Annotated in this window: 21 protein-coding genes and 2 pseudogenes; 7 read left to right on the top strand and 16 right to left on the bottom strand. The window is 36.7% G+C overall.

Annotated features, from left to right (window positions below):
- Window positions 1–7: 7 nt before the first annotated feature.
- The 4 genes from AB1471_RS15450 to AB1471_RS15435 are packed head-to-tail and all read right to left on the bottom strand — an operon-like array spanning window position 8 to window position 4,112.
- Window positions 8–865, bottom strand: a complete 858-nt coding sequence (locus AB1471_RS15450; protein ID WP_367780660.1) for a triphosphoribosyl-dephospho-CoA synthase — start codon at window positions 863–865, stop codon at window positions 8–10.
- A gap of 14 nt (window positions 866–879) precedes the next feature.
- Window positions 880–2,541, bottom strand: a complete 1,662-nt coding sequence (gene mdcA, locus AB1471_RS15445; RefSeq protein ID WP_367780659.1) for a malonate decarboxylase subunit alpha — start codon at window positions 2,539–2,541, stop codon at window positions 880–882.
- A 17-nt stretch (window positions 2,542–2,558) separates the two neighbouring features.
- Window positions 2,559–3,497, bottom strand: coding sequence for a malonate decarboxylase subunit epsilon (mdcH, locus tag AB1471_RS15440; protein WP_367780658.1), 939 nt, complete (start codon window positions 3,495–3,497; stop codon window positions 2,559–2,561).
- An 18-nt stretch (window positions 3,498–3,515) separates the two neighbouring features.
- Entirely contained in the window at window positions 3,516–4,112 is a 597-nt protein-coding gene (locus AB1471_RS15435) for a GntR family transcriptional regulator (protein ID WP_367780673.1), read from the bottom strand.
- Between the two features lie 290 nt (window positions 4,113–4,402).
- Here AB1471_RS15435 and madL point away from each other — a divergent pair, with 290 nt between their 5' ends.
- Both madL and madM read left to right on the top strand, forming a co-directional pair.
- Window positions 4,403–4,825, top strand: coding sequence for a malonate transporter subunit MadL (gene madL, locus AB1471_RS15430; RefSeq protein ID WP_367780657.1), 423 nt, complete (start codon window positions 4,403–4,405; stop codon window positions 4,823–4,825).
- On the top strand, window positions 4,806–5,570 hold the full coding sequence (gene madM / locus AB1471_RS15425; protein ID WP_367780656.1) for a malonate transporter subunit MadM: 765 nt from the start codon (window positions 4,806–4,808) through the stop codon (window positions 5,568–5,570). The genes madL and madM overlap by 20 nt, the downstream gene beginning before the upstream one ends.
- A 156-nt stretch (window positions 5,571–5,726) precedes the next feature.
- Here the strand turns inward: madM and AB1471_RS15420 are convergent, their stop codons facing one another.
- From AB1471_RS15420 to AB1471_RS15410, 3 genes are all read right to left on the bottom strand, one after another.
- On the bottom strand, window positions 5,727–7,031 hold the full coding sequence (locus AB1471_RS15420; protein ID WP_367780655.1) for an MFS transporter: 1,305 nt from the start codon (window positions 7,029–7,031) through the stop codon (window positions 5,727–5,729).
- 16 nt (window positions 7,032–7,047) lie between these two features.
- Window positions 7,048–7,506, bottom strand: coding sequence for an ArsR/SmtB family transcription factor (locus AB1471_RS15415; RefSeq protein WP_367780654.1), 459 nt, complete (start codon window positions 7,504–7,506; stop codon window positions 7,048–7,050).
- Window positions 7,507–7,819: 313 nt separating this feature from the next.
- Window positions 7,820–8,263, bottom strand: coding sequence for a carboxymuconolactone decarboxylase family protein (locus AB1471_RS15410; protein ID WP_367780653.1), 444 nt, complete (start codon window positions 8,261–8,263; stop codon window positions 7,820–7,822).
- 117 nt (window positions 8,264–8,380) lie between these two features.
- Between AB1471_RS15410 and AB1471_RS15405 the strand changes: the two genes are divergently transcribed.
- A complete protein-coding gene (locus tag AB1471_RS15405; RefSeq protein ID WP_367780652.1) occupies window positions 8,381–8,812 on the top strand; it encodes an Lrp/AsnC family transcriptional regulator in 432 nt (143 codons plus the stop codon).
- A gap of 62 nt (window positions 8,813–8,874) precedes the next feature.
- Here the strand turns inward: AB1471_RS15405 and hepT are convergent, their stop codons facing one another.
- From hepT to AB1471_RS15390, 3 genes are all read right to left on the bottom strand, one after another.
- Entirely contained in the window at window positions 8,875–9,279 is a 405-nt protein-coding gene (hepT, locus tag AB1471_RS15400) for a type VII toxin-antitoxin system HepT family RNase toxin (RefSeq protein ID WP_367780651.1), read from the bottom strand.
- Entirely contained in the window at window positions 9,269–9,688 is a 420-nt protein-coding gene (mntA, locus tag AB1471_RS15395) for a type VII toxin-antitoxin system MntA family adenylyltransferase antitoxin (RefSeq protein WP_367780650.1), read from the bottom strand. Before mntA ends, hepT begins: the two co-directional genes overlap by 11 nt.
- A 340-nt stretch (window positions 9,689–10,028) precedes the next feature.
- Window positions 10,029–10,505, bottom strand: a complete 477-nt coding sequence (locus AB1471_RS15390) for a GNAT family N-acetyltransferase (RefSeq protein WP_367780672.1) — start codon at window positions 10,503–10,505, stop codon at window positions 10,029–10,031.
- A 205-nt stretch (window positions 10,506–10,710) separates the two neighbouring features.
- Here AB1471_RS15390 and AB1471_RS15385 point away from each other — a divergent pair, with 205 nt between their 5' ends.
- Together AB1471_RS15385 and AB1471_RS15380 are read left to right on the top strand one after the other, a co-directional pair.
- Window positions 10,711–12,090 carry a sensor histidine kinase gene (locus AB1471_RS15385; RefSeq protein WP_367780649.1) on the top strand — a complete coding sequence of 460 codons (1,380 nt, stop codon included), beginning with the start codon at window positions 10,711–10,713 and terminating at the stop codon, window positions 12,088–12,090.
- On the top strand, window positions 12,087–12,764 hold the full coding sequence (locus tag AB1471_RS15380; protein WP_367780648.1) for a response regulator transcription factor: 678 nt from the start codon (window positions 12,087–12,089) through the stop codon (window positions 12,762–12,764). The genes AB1471_RS15385 and AB1471_RS15380 overlap by 4 nt, the downstream gene beginning before the upstream one ends.
- Window positions 12,765–13,213: 449 nt before the next feature.
- On the opposite strand, the gene AB1471_RS15375 is transcribed toward AB1471_RS15380, so the two are convergent.
- The 4 genes and pseudogenes from AB1471_RS15375 to AB1471_RS15360 all read right to left on the bottom strand — a co-directional run bounded on the left by AB1471_RS15375 (window position 13,214) and on the right by AB1471_RS15360 (window position 15,073).
- Window positions 13,214–13,480 (bottom strand): hypothetical protein, encoded by a 267-nt coding sequence (locus AB1471_RS15375; protein WP_367780647.1) that lies wholly within the window; start codon window positions 13,478–13,480, stop codon window positions 13,214–13,216.
- A 135-nt stretch (window positions 13,481–13,615) separates the two neighbouring features.
- Window positions 13,616–13,954, bottom strand: coding sequence for an ASCH domain-containing protein (locus AB1471_RS15370; protein WP_367780646.1), 339 nt, complete (start codon window positions 13,952–13,954; stop codon window positions 13,616–13,618).
- Window positions 13,955–14,084: 130 nt separating this feature from the next.
- Window positions 14,085–14,294: pseudogene (locus tag AB1471_RS15365) on the bottom strand (helix-turn-helix domain-containing protein); the annotation flags it as partial.
- A gap of 41 nt (window positions 14,295–14,335) precedes the next feature.
- A pseudogene (locus AB1471_RS15360) lies at window positions 14,336–15,073 on the bottom strand (recombinase family protein).
- Window positions 15,074–15,362: 289 nt separating this feature from the next.
- Between AB1471_RS15360 and AB1471_RS15355 the strand changes: the two are divergent.
- Window positions 15,363–15,872 (top strand): MepB family protein, encoded by a 510-nt coding sequence (locus tag AB1471_RS15355; RefSeq protein WP_367780645.1) that lies wholly within the window; start codon window positions 15,363–15,365, stop codon window positions 15,870–15,872.
- A 187-nt stretch (window positions 15,873–16,059) separates the two neighbouring features.
- Here the strand turns inward: AB1471_RS15355 and AB1471_RS15350 are convergent, their stop codons facing one another.
- The gene (locus tag AB1471_RS15350) at window positions 16,060–16,797 is read right to left on the bottom strand and encodes an urease accessory protein UreH domain-containing protein (protein ID WP_367780644.1); all 738 of its coding nucleotides are present in this window, start codon (window positions 16,795–16,797) and stop codon (window positions 16,060–16,062) included.
- A 698-nt stretch (window positions 16,798–17,495) separates the two neighbouring features.
- Here AB1471_RS15350 and AB1471_RS15345 point away from each other — a divergent pair.
- Window positions 17,496–19,037, top strand: a complete 1,542-nt coding sequence (locus tag AB1471_RS15345) for a multicopper oxidase family protein (RefSeq protein WP_367780643.1) — start codon at window positions 17,496–17,498, stop codon at window positions 19,035–19,037.
- A gap of 236 nt (window positions 19,038–19,273) precedes the next feature.
- On the opposite strand, the gene AB1471_RS15340 is transcribed toward AB1471_RS15345, so the two are convergent.
- Window positions 19,274–20,257: a F510_1955 family glycosylhydrolase gene (locus AB1471_RS15340; RefSeq protein WP_367780642.1), complete on the bottom strand. Its 984-nt coding sequence runs from the start codon at window positions 20,255–20,257 to the stop codon at window positions 19,274–19,276.
- Window positions 20,258–20,754: the final 497 nt, after the last annotated feature.

Below are 20,754 nucleotides of genomic sequence, written 5' to 3'. Positions count from 1 at the left end.
CCCCCGTTTAAATGGTATATTCATATTCTCTCCGTACTTTATCTTCTGTTTTATATGTTTGAATTTTATCCAAAAACAGTGTAGCAGCTAACAGATCCGCGCTGCCTCCTGGAGAAATATTTCTTCTTGTAAAATCCTCATCTAGCGTATTTAGATAATCAATTTTGCCATTGGTTAAAAAGAGAGCAGCCTGCTTTTTGGCAAACGATAGTGCCTCAGGACCGCCACGATGTAAAATGCACGTATCATCCAAATGAGCGATTAATGCAAGAAGCGCATTCAGTCTAGCTTTTTCTTCTGTCAAACCGTCTGCTCTTGAACGCTTTAACATAGGGAGAGAACACTGTGTAATATGCGGAAATCCTTGCTGTGCTTCGCCTCTCGCTCCTCCTACACCGTATTTTGCAGTCACGTTACCCCCGTTTGTCTTAGTAGCCGGACAATATCGATCAGGCAAACGGGCTAATTCACCGGCTAGTGTAACGTTTTCTTCTACGGTATACATGCCTTTTCCCATTGAGGCAGCTGAGACGAGCAGGCCAATCGCCCAAATAGCCCCTTTATGCGTATTCACTCCACCAGTTACTTCAAACATTCTTTTTTCTCCATCCCGACCAATCGCGGCAATTTCTTCTCTTAAAGATGATGAAGGGCTGCAGTCGTAGCTAATGAATGCTATTTTTTCAAATGTATCTGTTAGCGCTTCCGCTGATGTTGTCATTAATTGAAGGGTTAAATCTTGGTGTGCCCCCGTATTACTTCTGTCAACAAGACCTGGCTTCGGTGTCAGTTCTACTTCTTCTATTAAAGAGCGTTTAGCTACTTTAGCGGCTGTGAGACTGAAAGTTTGCTTGTCGTTGTTCATTTTGCTCCTCCGATTTACCAGCTCCTGAATTTCACCGGCGGTTCATATAATCCATCTGACCACTCGACAATTTCCTCTACATTTTTTGCAGCCAATAGTGACCGTTTCGCATCTGCCCTAAGAATATGTAAATCTTCCGGAAGGGCAACCAATCCTTCACGCCGCAAGTCATCTGTTTTTTTCGAATCATGTCTCAATCCGACGGGTGTCACACCAGCTACCGCCGCAATGGCTTCTCGGCGTTTTTCCATGCTGTCAGCTTTGTACAAATAGGCAATTCCTTCTTCTGTAACAACATGCGTGACATCATCTCCGTAAATCATGACCGGTGCTGTGGCAAGTGCCGAATCTTTTTTCACGTCAATCGCATCTAGGGACTCGACAAAAACAGGCTTATTTCCAGCTTGAAATGTCTCTACCACTTGCACAACTAGTTTTTTTCCGCGAGCTAACGGATCTTCTGACGTCATCATATTTAACCAAGCCGGTGTTGAATGACGACGTCCACCGGGATTATGCCCCATATTAGGTGCTCCACCATAGCCAGCCAGTCTGCCGCGCGTTACGGTAGAGGAATTTCCATCTAGATCCATTTGTAAAGTGGAACCGATAAATAAATCAACCGCATATTGTCCAGCCATTTGAGAAAGCGTTCGATTCGAGCGTAAACTGCCATCACGTCCAGTGAAAAACACATCACGGCGAGCGGCTATATAGTTCTCCATGCCTACCTCTCCTCCAAAACAATGGACACTGTCGATCCAACCGCTCTCAATCGCCGGAATAAGTGTCGGGTGAGGATTTAACGCCCAGTGTCTGCAAATTTTCCCTTTTAGACCAAGTGACTCAGCGTATGTCGGTAGCAGTAATTCAATTGCCGCTGTGTTGTACCCGATCCCATGATTCAACGACTGTACTTGGTGCTTTTCATAAATACCGCGAATAACCATCATTGCCTGCAAAATTTGAATATCGGTAATGTGCCTTGGATCGCGTGTAAATAATGGTTCAAGCTGATAAGATTTATCAGCAACAACAATATAGTCAATCCACGAACCGGGGATATCGACACGCGGCAGTTCATCCGTTAATTCATTCACCTGCACGATGACAATGCCATCACGAAATGCGGCAGCTTCAACAAGTGTCGGTGTTTCTTCCGTATTCGGCCCTGTATACAAATTTCCGTCTCTATCCGCTTTATCCGCTGCGACAAGCGCAACAGATGGAATCAAGTCGATGAAAAGACGTCCATACAATTCAATGTACGTATGAATCTCACCCATCGTCAATTGCTTATCTTCAAGCATTTGCGCCATCCGGAGACTTTGGGGACCTGCGTAAGAAAAATCTACTTTCTTGGCAATACCCCGTTCGAACAAATCAAGATGTTCTGGTCTAGAGATACTCGAAATAATCATGTGCAAATCAAACAAATTTTTAGGATTTGTCTGTGCAAGTGCTTCTGATAGAAACGAAGCTTGCTTTTGATTGTTTCCTTCTAGCACAACACGATCGCCCGGTCTGATTAGCTTTTCCATTGCATCTACAATGTGTTCGGTCGGAATCAACATCCCATCGACCAGATGTTTGACGCTATCCATTCGCTTCTTTTTCGCATCGAGTCTTGTCGTCCATGTTTTCCTTTGATTGACTACTTGTTTCGTCGTTTCCATCGCTCATTCCCCTTTCATCATTTCAATCGTTCACGCATTGCTACAAACTGACAATCATCAAAGCCACTCTCTTCGACAGATAAAACTCTAGCATCTGGAAATGCCTTAGCTGCTAAGCGTGATAAGACTGTTCCCGGAGGCATTTCAATAAACAGTCTCGCTCCTTTTTCATACAAAACCGTAGAAGCATCATGCCATTGAACGGCAGAAGACACACTTTCAGCAAGATCCAGTCGAATGTCGATCGGATCATATAATAGGCGTGCCTTTCGATTTCCTGCGTAAGGAATAACAGGGCGGTGAATGGTAATATCATGAAGCGCTTCAGTCAAATCATGTGAAACAGATGCAAGAAGCGGGCAATGTGATGGTGTACGAACATTGAGCATGGAAGAGGAACGTGCACCTTTTTCCCGTGCATCATCTATGACCTCTTGTATCCCAGGCAAAGCACCCGAGATCGTTAGTTGATCCGGTGCATTTTGATTCGCCATATATACTGGATATTTTGCATCAAAGTGATCAGCAATAAGTGACTGTAATTTATTTCTTTCAATCCCAAGTACAACGCCCATGCCGTATCCTTCTGGGTATGCCTGTTCCATTAACTCTCCACGTAACTTGACGATTTTCAACGCGTCTTTAAATTCAATGACACCAGCTGCCACTGCAGCGCTAAACGCACCGACAGAATGACCCGCAACAAAATCGGGCGTCACTCCTTCCATTTCAAAGGCTTTAAAAGTAGCTACCCCTGCAGTTAGAAGAGAAAGCTGCACTGCTTTAGTTGAAGCCAGTGATTCCTTTGAATGGAAATTGAACACGCTTTCATTTAGTGAGGCAGTTGCTGTCTCCAGCACATTTTCCACTGCTGTACATGTAGACAGATCATTCAGAAGTGCTGGCTTCTGGGAACCTTGCCCAGGAAACAAAAAAGCAAGCTTCACGATGTTCATCTCCTTTAATTTTGTAAACTATGAACGAAGCTTTTTTTGGACGCTAGAGATCACGTCTTTATTGTGTTTTAATAGAAAAATTGATAATTGGGTTAATTTTTTTTCCACCAACAATTCGATGATGATTTCATGTTCTGCAATGGATTTTTCGATATTTCCTTCGTTAGAAAAAGAGAGACTTTGAATTCTTAACAACGGCCAACCAAGGCGCGAGTACATACTTTTAATCGTTTCACTTTTGCTCATCTTAATAAGGCACATATGAAAAGAGTGATTCAACTTAGTATAGGAATAGACATCCTCAACTTTTTTCATTTGTTTAAGGAGTTGATTCATCTCTTTTAACAAACCTTGATCGGTCCCATTCTTCTTCATTCGATCCATCGCCATACTTTCTAGCATATTCCGAATTTCAAGAAGATCGTATATTTCATTTTCGGTATATTTTTTTACCACCGCTGCCTTTCGCGGAATTCTTTCAATCAGGCCTTCAACCGCAAGTAAATATATCGCTTCACGAACGGGGGCCCTGCTCGTGCCGTATTCCTCCGCAAAGCTGTGTTCCACTAATTTTTCACCTGGCTTGAGTTCACCGGTAATAATTTTTTCAGTGATATGTTCTGCGATTAAAGTAGATAATGCATTATTTATAAATTTTGTTTTTATTTTGCAGCCCCCCTGAAATTAAAATATAGTCGACTGTCGATTGTTATTATACAAACAAATCAACAATCATTCAATGTTTTCAGAAGATTGTAAATAATGTTTGCATTTTTTTTCTTTTTACCTTATCCTAAAATACAGTCGACTGTATATTTTATTATTTGTAAACGCTTACTTTTTTGATCTGGTTCCTTGTTTTCACGGCCGCACGCTTTCTTACTAAAAAACATTGAGGTGTTATCATGGTCATTTTCGGGGTAGCGTTACTGGCAATTTGTATGCTGATCGGTATTTTTTTTGGTGAAATATTAGGTCTCTTTCTTGGTGTTGAAGCAAATGTAGGGGGCGTAGGTATAGCGATGATTATGCTCGTTCTCATCGTTGATTACTTAAAAAAACGTGGAAAACTTAGTTTGCCTGCTCAAGATGGTCTCGGTTTTTGGAGTGCGATGTACATTCCAATCGTCATTGCGATGTCAGCTAATCAAAATGTAGCAGGTGCACTAGACGGCGGACCGCTCGCTATTATGGCTGGTGTTGCAGCTGCTTTGATTGGCTGGCTGTTTGTTCCTCTTTTAAGTAAAGGTGGACTTCAGACAGAGGAAACGGTAGAAGAAAACACGTTCATAGGGGGAGAAAATAAAAATGTTCGAAACATTAAGTAACGTTTTTACAGACAATCCTCTTATTGTTTCCTTCGCCATCATAGGAATTACGATGTACATTGCGTACAAACTATCCGATAAATTAACAAGAGGACGAATCCACGGGTCAGCCATTGCTATTATTCTCGGATTGGTACTAGCCTATTTAGGGGGCGTGCTGACAGGCGGTGAAAAAGGACTATCTGATATTAGTATCTTTGCTGGAATTGGTTTAATGGGCGGCGGCATGCTTCGTGATTTTGCGATTGTCGCTACAGCGTTCGGCGCCAGTTTCGATGAAATTAAAAAAGCCGGTATGAGCGGTGTTTCAGCACTGTTTATAGGTGTCTTATTATCTTATGTTGTCGGTGTCGCCGTTGCACTCTCTTTCGGTTATACAGATGCGGTTAGTCTCACAACGATCGGTGGTGGCACAGCAACGTATATTGTCGGTCCTGTAACAGGCGCTGCAATTGGCGCGAGTTCCGAAGTGATTACGATCAGTATCGCAGCAGGTCTTGTAAAATCGATCTTAACAATGATCGGTACCCCGTTTGTTGCTAAGTATATTGGTTTAAATAACCCTCGATCAGCCATGGTTTACGGGGGGTTGATGGGAACAACAAGCGGTGTTGCCGGGGGGCTGGCTGCAACAGATCCGAAATTAGTGCCCTATGGAGCGGTCACAGCAACATTTTATACAGGTCTCGGTTGCTTAATGGTTCCATCCGTCCTGTTTTTAATGACAAGAGCTATTTTTGGATAATAAAGAGACGATCCCGGTTCAGTTCTTAATTACTGACGATGGGATTGTCCTTTCTTATTTTTAGGTTCTAAGGAGATGGAATACTATCCATTTTCATTATAAACATGATCATAACAGCCTCTTAATCGTAAAGTATAGTAATAAGTAGGTTCGAGCTCAGAGCACTTCGCTTTTGTTTACGACACTCTCACCTTCCAAAACTCGGTTTTTCGTTTGATCGGCTTCCCTTAATAACTGGATGACGACCTTATTTCTAATATGATAAACGATGAACGAAATGATACTAACACCACAAATGCCAAGGAGGATCCATGCTGGAATTATTTCGAGTAATACTCCAAAAATCAAGTAACCTAACGGCACCATTGCACTTGTTCCAGTTTCAATCAGTGACATGACCCTTCCACGATAATCATCCGGTGTACTTTTTTGTATGAGCACCTGGATTGGCAAATTAATGATCATTATACTAGAAGAAAGAATCAGAACCATCAACATTAAATAAGGTAGAATAATCATATTTGAAACCTGAATCATGCTTGGGAAACTAGGAAGCCCAATTAAAATAAGAACAATAGCTAAAGAACCTACACCACCAAAAAGTGCTAATTCTGTCCTTTTTACTTCGGCTCTAGCTGAAAAAATAATCGCCATTAACATCATTCCGGCTGCGAAAGTTGAATTAATGAAACCTAAATGGAATTCTTCCATTCCCCGAATCGTTGTCACTAGATAAGGTATTGTAACCGGGTAAACAGAGAACCAAAAGTTAATAAAAAAGAAAATGACAATTAGGTGCAGAAGTAGAGGCTGAGTTTTAACATAAAACAAGCCAAATTTTAGATCAGCAAATATGCTAGTTTCTTGCTTCTTTTCTTTCTTCTCTGCAAATAATTCGTAATTAATGAGAATGCTAGCAATGCCTGAAATGATAAAAGCAATGATGTTAATAATCATGAAGGTTGTGATAGGAAAGATCACAAAAAAGATACCTGCTAGCGCAGGAGCTAAAACACCTGATAACGAGACTACTCCTTGATTTAAAGACATGGCTTTTTGGAGATAATTTGGGCCCACCATGTTATAAATAGCGGACGTAACGGCTGAGGAATAAAACGTATTAAGTATACTAAGGACGACAGTAGCTAAATATAATAGCCAAATTTCTTGATTAACAAAGGAAAACAAAAGCAAGACTATAGCTAGCCAAATGGCACAAGCAAAGTCGGAAGTAATAATGATTCTTTTCCGATTCCACCTATCACTTAATGTCCCGGCAATGGGGGAAAGCAAAACACGTGGCAAGGTGCTTAACAGCAACGCAACTCCAAAATTTAAGGCTGAACCCGTTTCAGCTAAAATATACCAACTTATTGCGAAGCCATAAATATTTGAACCGAGTACAGCTACAGTTTTACTTAAAAGAAACAAGACTAAATTCTTTTTAATCGCACCTACCATTTACTTTCCCCCCTCACTATTCCCCATTCAGCTTTTTAAATAAGCAATTAATTTCATAGGACGTACGGTTTTTTTCATTTTTCACCGTTTTTTGTATGAATTTTAAAAATAAAGTATCCAATTCATCCTCAAATTCTTTCAACTCATCATCTGTTAATGACAAATTACTTCCTCGTGAGTGTGTCCCAATATCAGATACCCCTTTCAATTGAAAATTTATAGCTTTCGAACGGTAGTATTTCTCAATAATGCCCCTATTTTCTTGTATTTTTTCAATGTCTAAAATCCCCCCCTTATAAAGTTGCTGGATGTGGTAATGTATACTGCCAGCTGTTTTTCCCATTTCATCTGCTACTTGCTTTGCTGTCATTGGTCGTTCTGCTAATAGGTAAATGATTGTAGACCTCAACGGAGTTGATATTAGTTTTTGCTGTTCTAAATTGATGTCCAATGTTTTTTTTACTTCAAAATTCAAATGAATCGCCCCTTATTTAAAAAGATAAAATGATATAAAATAATTATATGTTCTAATTTTTTAGAATGCAATAAATTTTTAGAATGAATAACACCAGATGAACCAATTAGAAGGTGTCCGCTCGTCCTAAAGTAGGTTGGTTGTTGATTTATTACAGCTTTTCCTTCGTTGTCGGTGTTAAAACCTAAAAATAATCTCATCAAGGGGCGTCCTTCTCCCTCCCCTTAATGAGATTATTTTTTAGTCAATTTAGCTTTCATATTGGAGTCTCCAAAAATCTTTCTAAGAAGAATGAAGCCAATCACACAGCTTTTTACTCTAATTTATTTACTGATATCGCATCTTCATTGACCTGTTTTAAATCTATCAACGCACCAAAATATTGAGAGGCAGAAATAAAACAGATATAAGCACACAATTCACTTATCTCTTTTTCACTAAATGTATTCTTCAGTACATCAAAAAGGGGATCTGGCATATTCCCTCTTAGTTTCAAGAAAGCTTCTGCAAATCCTACAGCCAATGCGGTTCTTTCATCAAAAGTTAAAGGATCTGGCTTCCCTTTTTCCTTACAATACTCACAACCGTTTTTCTGAGCTAATGTTCTTCTTACTTGCTCTTTTAAATGATTGGATAGTGAACAACTTGTTTCAAAAGTCTCCCCTAATTGGTTCCATGACTCCAATATTTTTACGTTATGTCCTAATACTCTCTGAAAAGGTGTACTACCTACTGTTGAATCATTAATCCTTGCCATCATCATCCCTCCTTGTCATAATTATAAAAAACAGAAAAAGTTTTTCACATATCATAATTAAGGTTATTTTCGATGATAAATTAAATAATAAAATCAATAAGGAGAAATACTTTATAAATGAAAATTGATCAAATTGATAAGCGAATTCTAAATGAACTTAATCAAAATAGTCGAATGTCTATGAGAGAACTAGGCAAGAGAATAAACATGTCATCTCCAGCTGTGAATGAACGTGTAAAACAAATGGAATCTTTCGGAGTTATTAAAGGCTACACATTAAACATTGATCACGAAAAAGCCGGTTATCCTGTGAGCTGTATCGTAGAGGCAACAATTAAAAATGGTGAGTACAACCTCTTTAAACGTCATATAAAACAAATGTCAAATGTAGAGTTTTGTTACCGTATAGCTGGGAATGCATGTTTTATATTGAAACTACATTTCGAAAAACTCTCTAAGGTAGAAGAGTTTATTGACAGTATTTCACCTATAGCTGAAACAGTCACACATGTCGTATTTTCAAGTGTTGAAACAGACAGTACAATATAAAATACAAGAAGCGCTTTTCGTGAAGAAAGGCGCTTCTTTTGACTAAACTATATTTAAAGAGATTAGTACTTAAGAATTTGTTTAGTGTAAGAAGTAAAATCACCAAGGTGCTTATCAACGATTTGCTTTAAAATTTCTGTATTGATAGTCTGGTAATCATGCACAGCAATATTCCTAAATCCAACCATTGATTTTAATCGGTTAGCACAATTTTCATCAATAATGGAATGCGACCGAAGCATATCAAACGCATCTCTACTGCTTTGTGGTAATCCTAAACGCTCTTCAGCAACGATGTGCATAGCTAAATCGATCGATGCTTCACATGCTCTGTGGATATTTAAGATGATCGAATCTTGTTTAGTATAGTCTTTTAAGTTTAATGGGTTGTTTTCGTATACATCTTCAACCCTCATTAAGCAGCGTTCAATCACACTAATTTTGTTTAAAATGACGTCATTTTTCATGAATCGACCCACTTTCACCTATATTGTTCAAGATATTTATTCGTTCTTCGTTTAATTTAGTGTACATACTAAGTGCAGTCATTTGAATATTCATTCTCAATGTTTCATCATTAGAATAAATAGCAGTGCCGTTAGAAAATATCTGAGCTTGGAATACGGTTGATACTTCCCGGATATTAATCAAATCAACCTCAATTTTCAGTATATTCGCTAGTTCTTGGGCTATCAAAAATATGTGATAGGTTGTGGGTGATTGATCTTTACTATAAAAGGCTACATCAAGGTCACTTTCCTTGTGTGTAGACCCTTTTGAATATGATCCGAAAATGATAATAAACGATGGATTTAATCCTTTGTCAATTAAGAAATTTTTTACTGTTTGAAGCATTTCTTCTTGCAAAAGAATCACTCCCTATGAGCTATAGTATATAAGTTATTATATCCAAGGATACTATTTATGTCTTTATTTTCATATAACTGATATTTTACGTATATCCAAATCACGAAAACTTAAGTGAGCTAAGTGGGGGGTTAGCAACTTTAATTTATTTTAAAAAAATGGAGAAAAAGATAATTTATGAGAAGTGATTTTGGTAAAAAAACTTCAAAATAAATCTCTAAAACTTGGATATTATTCTAAAAGGTCGGTCTTTTTCCTTACTCCTATAAAACAATCTAGGCTTTACCTGAATAGTTATCTATTCCCCCTGTAACTTCTAAACGAAAGCGAATCCTTAGGAACAACATAATTAAAATGTTATCTTTTTAACCATTTGATAATTAGTAAATTTAACACCTTTTCGTTCTATAGTTTGTGTGCAAACAACTTTGTACCCTCGACGTTCAAAAAATGGCTTGGCCGTAATACTCGCTTCAGTATCAATTTCTAAAACTTTACATTTTTCTGCTTCTGATTCAAGCATATCAACTAGAGCTGAAGCTATCCCTTTTCCCTGATAATCTTTATGAACATAAAGTCTATCTAGATGTCCACTATGTGTTAAGTCGCTAAAACCAACAACTTTATCTTTTATTTTAGCAACATAAGCGATATTTTGATTCAAAGATTCTTTCCAAATTTGTATTTTAGTATCTTTCTCTTCTTCGGATGCCCATGCATATAGTTGTGCTCGTGAATAATCTTGAGCATTTACTGAGTGTACTGTTTCATAGAATAATGAAACGATTTCTTTAATATTAGAATCTTTAAATTGTATAATTTCCATATTCATCTCTTACTCCTTTCTTACACCGTGGATACCTATAACCCATTTGGATTCTTAACTTAAACCATTTTCCTGAACGGTCGTTCTCTGTTGGACCTTTCCTCAAAAATTATTCTTTTCATAATTAAATGCTCGTCTACATAGAATCTTCAAATTTTTTAAATATAATAATAGGAGAGAATGAACAGGAAAAGAGTGATTTTATATGAAAAAACTATCAATAAAACTAGGAGCCCTTTTTTTTCTAATAATATTTGGTCTTGAAACTTTTATGTTTTCCTTTTTACATTCTAACATTGTAGAGTCACGAATAGAGGAAGAGCTTTTGGCCTTACAAGCAAGAGGAAATTCTCATAGATCAATTCTGGAAAAAAGTCTGGATTCTGACACCATATCACATGTTACATTAATGGAGTCTGAAGCTAATACTGACGTAGTGGTCACTGATATAAAAGGGCAAGTCCTCGATTCTTCAGTCCCTATCGAGTATATTACACAATATATTGAAAGATCATTTTCAAGTATTCCTAGAAAAGGACAAGTAGTGGAAGATAATTGGAAGGAAGAATCATATATATCGACTGTTAGCCTGTTAGAAATTAATGGCGAGCCTGCCGGTCATGTGTTTATGTTTCAGAATACAGAATCCATTCATTCTTTAATTGATCGGTTAAATGAACACTTTCTATTAGCAGGTTTAATTGCCGTATTTTTGACCTTTATTATTATTATCTTCTTATCTAAAGCGCTCGCAAAACCGTTAATAAAAATGAAAGAGGCAACCTCAAAAATAAGTAAAGGGGACTTCTCTGTCTCTCTGCCTAAAATCAGAAAGGATGAACTCGGTGATTTAGCAAAATCTATTCAGTTATTGGCAAACGACTTAAGTTATTTAAAACAAGAACGAAATGATTTTCTAGCAAGTATTTCCCATGAACTTCGCACCCCACTGACCTACATAAAAGGTTATACGAATATAATTCATAGGAGAAATCTTTCTATTGAAGAACGAGAAAAATATGTAAGCATAATCCTAGAAGAAACCAATCGTCTTTCAGATTTGGTTACAGATTTGTTTGACCTGGCGAAAATTGATAAAAACTCATTTGTCATACAAAAAAGGCTCATAGATTTATCCAATTTTATGTTGAAAATTGAACAGAAATTCTCTCCTGCTTATCAGGAAAAAAACATAAGCTTAGTAGTGAGATGTCCTGACGATTTATTTATAAAGGCTGATCCCTTGAGGCTCGAGCAAATTATTTTTAACTTATTGGATAATTCCATTAAGTACTCTTCTTCAGGGGCTAAAACTATCCTTACTGTAATGAGAAACAGCAACCAAGATGTTCAAATAACCATTAAAGATAATGGAAAAGGAATACCCAAAAAAGACATTCCTTATATTTTTAATCGTTTTTATCGAGTTGAAAAATCTCGTACAAGGACATTAGGAGGGTCAGGGATGGGTCTTGCAATTGTCAAAGAGTTGGTTCACGCTCATGGTGGTACGATTAAGGTGAAAAGCGAAGAAAATAAAGGAACCGAATTCGAATTAACATTTAAGGGAGAAGAAAAAAGATGAAAACCATTTTATTAGTAGATGATGAGCAAAGAATGCTAGATTTACTCTCCCTCTATTTATCTCCATTGGGATACAAATGCATTAAAGCCAGTTCAGCAATCGATGCCTTGGAATACTTGGAATCTAACCCTGCGGATCTTATTCTATTAGATGTTATGATGCCAGAGATGAACGGTTGGGAAGCATGCAGAGAAATTAAAAAGTACTGGGAAACACCTATCATCATGCTTACTGCGAGAAGCGAAAAGCCCGACATTGTAAAAGGTTTAAATATTGGCGCTGATGATTATATTTTAAAACCGTTTGATGACGAAGAATTAGTTGCCAGGATTGAAGCTGTTCTTCGAAGAGGGCAAACTGAAGCTGAAACGATTTCATTTCATGGACTAAATTTGAAGATGGATTCATTTGAGCTCTTATTTCAAAATGAAAAAATCCTTCTAACACCAAAAGAATTTGCTATGATGGAGTTGTTTTTAAACAACCAAAACAAAGTATTTTCAAGGGAACATTTGATTTCTTCTGTTTGGGGCTATGGTGTTTCCATAGAAGATCGGACGATCGACTCTCATGTACGGAATTTACGAGAAAAGCTTCGTAAAGCAGGTTTTCCAGCTGATGATTACTTACTCACAGTTTGGGGGATCGGCTATAAGTGGACTGAAAAGGAATAGATTATGGATAAATTAAATGGCCCCTTACTCCACAAAGTTCGGTAGCCTTATTAGTATCAGATTTAGTATGGTTATTGTTACAGGTGTACTTCCTAAATAAGCGAACTACTCACCACTTAGCTACCTTGAAAGTGGGAGATTCCTGCGAACACCAATGAACCCCCCAGTTATTTATAAGACCGCGGGTAGTACCTATCCTGAAAACAAAAAACTTGTACGTTGGACTCGACCTCTCCTCAATAAAAAGGGAATCTCAAGATTCTTTTTCTTGAGACTCCCTTCTTTATTTCAACCAGGAAATCATAATGGGGTAGCGTCAGGAAAATGCGGAGTTACAACGTTTAGGAAATGCAAATATAAAAAGACCTAATTTCTTGGTATTGTAAGCGAGAAATTAGGCCAGTTACTTCATAAAAGCGCCCTTTACTTTAATAAATATATATTGTAATTTACTCCTTTATATTGAGCATCATATAGTAAGTTAAGACAAGAGTAATTACTCCAACCCCAAAAAGTATGCTTCCAGCAGCTAAAAAATTATTTGTATGTCCTTCTATTACTTTTAAATATATTGAAGTTTCAACCGAGCCTCGTTTGCTTAGCCAATATTCTGAAATGGATATTCCGAAATTAACGCTGAAAAATAGCAATATAAATCCAACTATACTTAATAATGAACCTAGGACAATTCCCCCTTTTAATTTATTCTTTATCATAACAATCCTCCATTTCCTTCCTCCACTAAACTGTCCTTCAACTTAATACCAATTATTTTAAAATTTATCTGACAATGATTTCTAAAAAATATTGGGATGTTTAATCATCGCCCCCGTTATTAAAGCAATAGGGCCTTAATACTTGATTGTAATAGCTAATGTTCCCCATTCCTTTTCTTGTTCTGGAGTATATATCTCATATGTTCCATCTATCATTTCTTTCATTGTCCAACCTTCACAATCGAAGTCTTTAAAAGGAATATCTTCATACATAGCTTGAAATGTATCGTAACTTCTAAGCTGGGTTACTTGAACTTGTAATGTATCATCTTGTTCATGGACCTTAATAAATTCGATGGTATCACCAACCTTGATTTTCCTTCTTTTTTCATCGTTCAGACGAACCTCAACTTTCTTTTTCCCCTTTTTAACAGCATTAAAATATTCACTATATAAACCCATTTGATGTACCACTTTGACCTCACCTCCTTATGTATGTTCATAAATTGAATTATAACTCTTACTTCACAATATATTCCTAATTTCATCATCTTTACCTACTTTTGTTATTCAATAATCTGTCCCTTTAATGGAATAGGAAGAACTATTTGTTCCCTTCTGATAACTTTCTACATAATGAAGCCCTAGACACATTTGTAATTTCACATATTTGAACAGTCATATTTCCTTCTTTATATAACTTTACTGCATAACTCATTCCTGCGTGATTTTTATGATATTTTTTTAACCGACCTTTAAATTTCCCTTCTTTCTTAGCCAGTTCAATCCCTTCACGTTGTTGCATACGTATAAGGCCTAGTTACAGGGTATCTGCTCTAGTCTGCAGGATAATTACTAATATAAGTAATTAGTTTTAGATCGAAAAAAACAATTCCTCATATCAGGCTTGCTTTGCAATTGACTGAGAATATCGTACACTGTCTTTTCTAAACTTACGATCTTCATGTTGTAATTTTCTATTCACAGCCACATTTTGATTTTCTTAGTATTTTCTAAAAAATTCTGGAATGGTCTTCTTAGCTCTGACTATTTTTTCGTATGTAACGATACAATGTTGCTTGGCTTATTACGGTCATTTCTACAATCTCACTTATACTATATTCTTTAGAATGATAGAGATTTAGAGCTTTTTTTCTTGTACTCTTGGACGACCACCATTTCTTCCTCTGGACCTTGCACTCTCTAACCCTTCATTTGTTCGTTGTGCAATTAAATCTCTTCAAATTGGCTGAATGCTTGAAAGACAGTAAGCATCAGTTTCCCTTGAAGTGTGTTCGTATCGAAATTCTCCTTTATACTAATCAATTTCACTTTTTTACTTTCAAAGTATTCAACTAACTCGATTAAGTCTTTTGTACTTCGACCTAGTCTCGAAAAACTCTCTACAACGATTACACCTCCTGGTCTTACCTTGTCCTTTAAACAAATAAGTTCGGGTCTATTCTGTTTTGTACCTGAAATTTTCTCGGTTAGTATTTCAGTGCAGTTGTATTCGCGCAAAAGATCTAACTGTCGCATTAAATCTTGATGCTTGGTACTAATTCTTGCATATCCATAAGTGTAATGATTCATCGTATCCCCCGTTAATTGTGATAATATTATTGTTAATTTGATTTTGATAGTAGTTTTAATAAAGGCGTATCAAGGGTTCTACGATTATAAAAATGAGATAGTTACACTTATCAAAAACAATCGTTTTTGATAAGTGTTTTCATGTTTATAGAATCAAACCTTATTATAATGTAAACCAGAAGTCTCCCTTTACTTGCTTGTCCATTAAAGCGACAGATGGTTGAGGCGAATTTGACGCTGGAAAATAGAAACTAATATATATTTAGTAAGAAAAACAAGGAGTGGAGAAGTGAATAAGTTTTTTAGAGCGTTAACTCATGTAAACAAAATAGTTTATGAACCTAATCAATTAACTTTAAAATCGATTCAAGAAGAAAAACAAAATTCTAATTACGGCGCTGGTACATTTCAATTAGCTTCTAGGTCAGTTCGATTTAGAGTCGCAAAAAAAACATCTAATAAAGTCGGGCAGTTTGTTGCCTTTTGGGAAAAAGACGAAAATAATAAAAATCAACCCTTTTCATATGAAAAGGCACCTGATTTATTGGTTATTAATACCGCTATGAGCAATAATGAGTTTGGGCAATTTATTTTCCCGAAAGAAATTCTTGCCAAACAAAATATTCTTAAAACGAGTACTACAAAAGGGAAAATGGCAATAAGGGTTTATCCTAGTTGGGATAGTCCAGCTAGCAAACAAGCGATAAAAACTCAAAAATGGCAATTACCCTATTTTATTGATATGAGTAATACGAATAAATTACCCATACAAAAAATATTAGAACTGTATTCTCAGTAAATTAGTAACTCTAAATAAAAAATTGCGCTCTTTTGTATCTAAAGTCTCATTGCAAAAAACAGGCTGTTGAGAAAGTCTCGACAGCCTGTTTTTTCCTTAATTACCGCGTTAATGCTGGTTTTTATGTTTACTGACTGTTCAAAATGATGAAAACTTAATTTAATTGAATAAAATAATCATCAACAAACTAAATGCTCCAGTAAGTGATTGTGTCAAGAACCCCTAAAAATAACATAATAGCACCTGTTACTTTTTGAACAATCGATCCAAGCTTTCGCCCTTTCTTCTTCATAAGCGCACCGCCTAGATCAAAATACCATATGAGAAAAATAGCTATGAGTAACGGCAATGAAGTTCCAATTGCAAAAATGACTGGAAGAATGGCACCGTAGCTGACTGACATGGCCATAGGCATTAATGTGACGAAAAATAACACAAACATAGTTGGACAAAAACCGAGAGTAAAACTAACTCCCATAAAAAAAGCCCCTAAATTCCCTTTATTTTGAAACCTTTTAGGAATGCTGCCTAATGAAATCGTTTTATTAAATTTAATAATACCAAGCAAAAAGAGTCCTATCACAACAAACATCGGACCTATAATCCTTCTTAACAGCGGAAAGTAGACTGTTAAAGACTGTTCTACTTTACTTCCCAACAACCAAACCAATAAACCAAACCCAGAAAAAACCACTATTTTTCCTAAAGTAAAAAATAGGACTTCTTTCCATGCAAGATTTTTTTGAACAGATTTATTGCCATACACCGAAATTGCTCCCAAATTCCCTGTAAATTGGCACGGTACCAATGCACCAACAATTCCTAATACAAAAGCAGACAAAATAGGAATGTTTTTAGTGCTTAATCCTATCTCAATAAATGGCTCGCTAAGAAAATTACTTATCATGCTATAAAATTCATACATGAATTGCTTCTCCTTATCTTCTAAATTTCTACATCTTATTCACTGTATACATTTAATAGATTCATATTTCAGCACACAATTGACATGATTCGCGCCCAAACCTTGTATATGATCCTAACGAGTGTCTGAACGTTATCCTCCCTTTCCCCCTTTTTAAGTGTTTTACTTAAAGAACTAACAATAGTTTAACGTGCATTTATCGAGAATTTGTGCAAAAACGATTACTTTAGTGAAAACAAAAAATCGAAAAGCTGCTGACCTTTAAACGGCATTGGTATTATGTATTATTCCGCAATGTTGATTTCATTTGGACCTCCTCCGTTCTGCGGTTTCTTTTTATTTTTTTCTTCCATCTGTTCATTATTTTCAATTTTAGAACAGATCCTTTTCGTTGTTGTAGTCCTATCCTTCAGAAGTGCCTGTACTGCATCCAGTAAATACTTCTAACATTAGCATCATTAAAAGAAAAATATTCATTTTCACGTTGCCTATGTAAAGTCCCTTCATTATTGAATCAATGGCATCGTCTCCATTTATGGATTTATCTTAGCGTCTTTTCATTTTGAAAGATTCTTCCTAACTGCAATGTTTATGTAAATGTTGTATAAACCGTTGTTATTAATATATTCCATCATATTTTCTGCAATTTTTTTTACTATGATGTGATGTGTATTGAAAAATGACAGGAGGTACTAATTATGAAACTAAAACTCGTTGTGATTTTATCTTTTGCCATCCTACTTCTCGCGGCATGTTCCTCAAACAGCGATATGAACGATGAGAGCATGGAAAGGGAAGAAGAAACTGAAAACACGGGAGAAAAGGATGAGGTTGGTGGTATACAGACTACAAGCTTTGAAACACTGACAGGAAATGAATTTAATATTGTCGCAACAGAAGCAAATCATCAGTTAAATGATGAAGTAAGTGTAAATGCTCTTACATTTAACGGCTCTGTACCTGGTTCTCAAATTCGCGTAAAGGAAGGAGAAAAGGTTAAAATCAACCTAAAAAATGAACTTCTCGTACCTGTCACCATTCACTGGCATGGAATCAAAGTTCCAAATGATATGGACGGTATACCGGGAGTAACACAGAATGCTGTTCAGCCAAGTGAGACATTCACTTATGAATTTACCCCAAATGACCCTGGTACGTATATGTACCATACGCATCAAAATGCAGTTGAACAAATGGATAAAGGTCTCTATGGTGCGTTCATTGTTGAACCGAAGGAAAAAGCATATGACCGTGATTATACGTTGATGCTTGACGAATGGATGAGCAATCCCGATGAGGAAGATTCCAATATGGAAGGCATGGATCATGGTAGCATGGGCGGTATGGACGATATGCAAGGTATGGGCCATGATATGAGTGCCTACGATATTTTTACAATGAATGGTAAAAGCAGTAACAGCATTGACCCTTTAATCGTTAAAGAAGAGGAAATAGTTAGAATCCGCCTTGTGAATGTAGGGTATATGTCACATGAAATTCACTTGCACGGCCACGATTTCAAAGTGGCTGCGATTGATGGACAGGAACTAAATGAACCTCAGGAGCTGAAGGATCAAGTTATTTCCATTGCCCCGGGTGAACGTTATGACGTTGAATTCACTGCCGATAATCCTGGGGAATGGTATATTGAGGGTCATGGGAATATGGATGGTACCGTTGGCATGAAAACAACTATTCAATATGAAGGTGTATCTGAATTAAAAGATAAGTCCAACCAAGATGAAGAATTACCTGAATTCACATTTACTAATTATGGCGGTTTCAAAGAAGGGGAATTCACTCTCGATCAGGACTATGATGTAGAATACACCATGGATCTTAATACAGCTATGCAGGACAAAAATATGGTCTATACGATTAACAATGAAATCTTCCCTGACACAGAAAATATTGCTGTCAAAGAAGGAGATCTTGTCAAAGTAAAACTGGTCAACAATTCAATGATGGATGATCATCCAATGCATTTACACGGGCACTTCTTCCAGGTTCTAAGTGAAAACGGTAAACCAATAGAAGGCTCACCGATCATAAAGGATACAATCAACTTAAAACCAGGTGATGAATACGTTGTTGCCTTTAAAGCTGATAATCCAGGAAACTGGCTTTTCCACTGTCATGACTTACACCATGCAAGTACCGGAATGGTGAATATGATCAAATATGACGGCTTCAAGCCGAACTTCACCCCAGATCCAAATGCGAACAATAAACCGGAGTAATATGATCTTAAATATATATAACACTATGATGCGGCCGACTTACCTTCGACCGCATTTTTTCGTTAGTGATGACCTATTGGCACAGTCTACAGAAATCTGTAGTCAGGGTAAATGGCTAGGGCTATAATAAATAATAATAGAAAAGGAGTATAGCCTTCGCCATACTCCTTTTTGTTTGCCGATATCTATTTTCTTAAAAGGACAACACTTAGCTTATTATGTTTGAGAAATCTTTTCTATTTAATTTCTCCTGTTTCCACTAGAAGATCCCAATTCTCCGCATTATCTTTTGTTTGATATATATTGCCGTTAAAAGAGGTAAAAGTCATTTCTTTCTCGTCTTTTGGATGTTGTGCAAAATACAGCACTCCGTCTTGGTCCATCTCCGGAAGAGGAATTTCTTCTTCTGATTTATCACTCAAAGGGTGCCTTATTAACGAGGGATTTCCATCATAAGCACCGTAAATGAGAGCATCTTTTGTGAAAAATACAGCTGTTCCCTGCATTCCACTTGTAATTAGTTCAAAGTTTTCACCCTGATCATAAGAAAGATAGATCCCATTTTGTCCTGCTGCAGCAATTATATTTCCATCCTCAGGATGAACAGAAATGCTTAGCAGATCGTCTTCTAAACCGTTTGCAGCCGCCTCTTTCCAATTTTCCGCATCATTTTCACTTACATAAAATTTATCAGCTTCCATTGTTGCGCTCTTTTGAGGATTCATAACAAAAATCGTAGGTTCTTCATAGCCCACTCCCATCAAATGAAAGTCGACTTCTCCTTCTAGAGCAAGATTTTCAAGTGTTTGCCCATTATCTGTGCTTTTTTTGATTCCAAAAGGATTGGGTAGCTGAGAATCTGTACCGGGATGTCCACTAGTATAAAAGCCATCTGCTGTCACATTAAATCCCATATAATCATTATTTTCTTTCTTCGTCTTGTACCACTTTCCATTTTCGTACACTTTTAAGCCGTCATGAGCAGCGAAAAAGGGAACACCTTGATCTCCGGCATATCCAAGTCCGTGAATATGATCAATCTTCCCATCAAACGGTTCAAAAAAGTCATCTGCTGCAATCGATTCCCCAGTTACTCCTGATGGCTGTTGTTCATTGACGTTCTGATTATCTGCTGTATCTTCTTCGTCCTGGCTGCATGCAGAAAGCACTATTATCATTCCTAGTGCTGCTATTACAAGATATTTTTTCAAATCCTTCACTCCTGTTTTAACTTGTCTTCTGTAAGTAAGTTCATCAATAAAAAATCTAATGTAATCAATTGTCTATTTACTATTAGCAAGTCTCCTTTTTTATTTAATAACAGCAAGAATACTATAAAAGTTTGCAAAAAGTGTGCAAAAAGGTTTTGATCTGGGCGTTAAAATGCTTTGACCATAACACAAAAAAATCGAGTGTAAAGTCTATGCGCTTTTACACTTGATTCTTATGTTATCAGTTATATTGACATCGTTAAAAATAGGAAAGAAGTTCATGAGTAAATAGAAAAAAGAAACCAGAGCGTTGACTCGAATCAAGGATGGTCACTTCTACTAATTACTTCACTCCATTTTTGTTATAAAAACCTTTTATATGACCTTATATACGCTTATACACGAATGCCGTATGCAGAATACTATAGAGGGGAGAGGGTAAGAAAATTTTAAAGAAAGGAGGATAGTTAATGAGCCAAAAAAATAATTCAACTAATGGAGATTGT

This window comes from Jeotgalibacillus marinus (genome assembly GCF_040801915.1).
Lineage (GTDB): Bacteria > Bacillota > Bacilli > Bacillales > Jeotgalibacillaceae > Jeotgalibacillus > Jeotgalibacillus marinus.
Note: the sequence above shows the minus strand (reverse complement) of the source record. Positions and strands in the feature narration are given on the sequence as shown.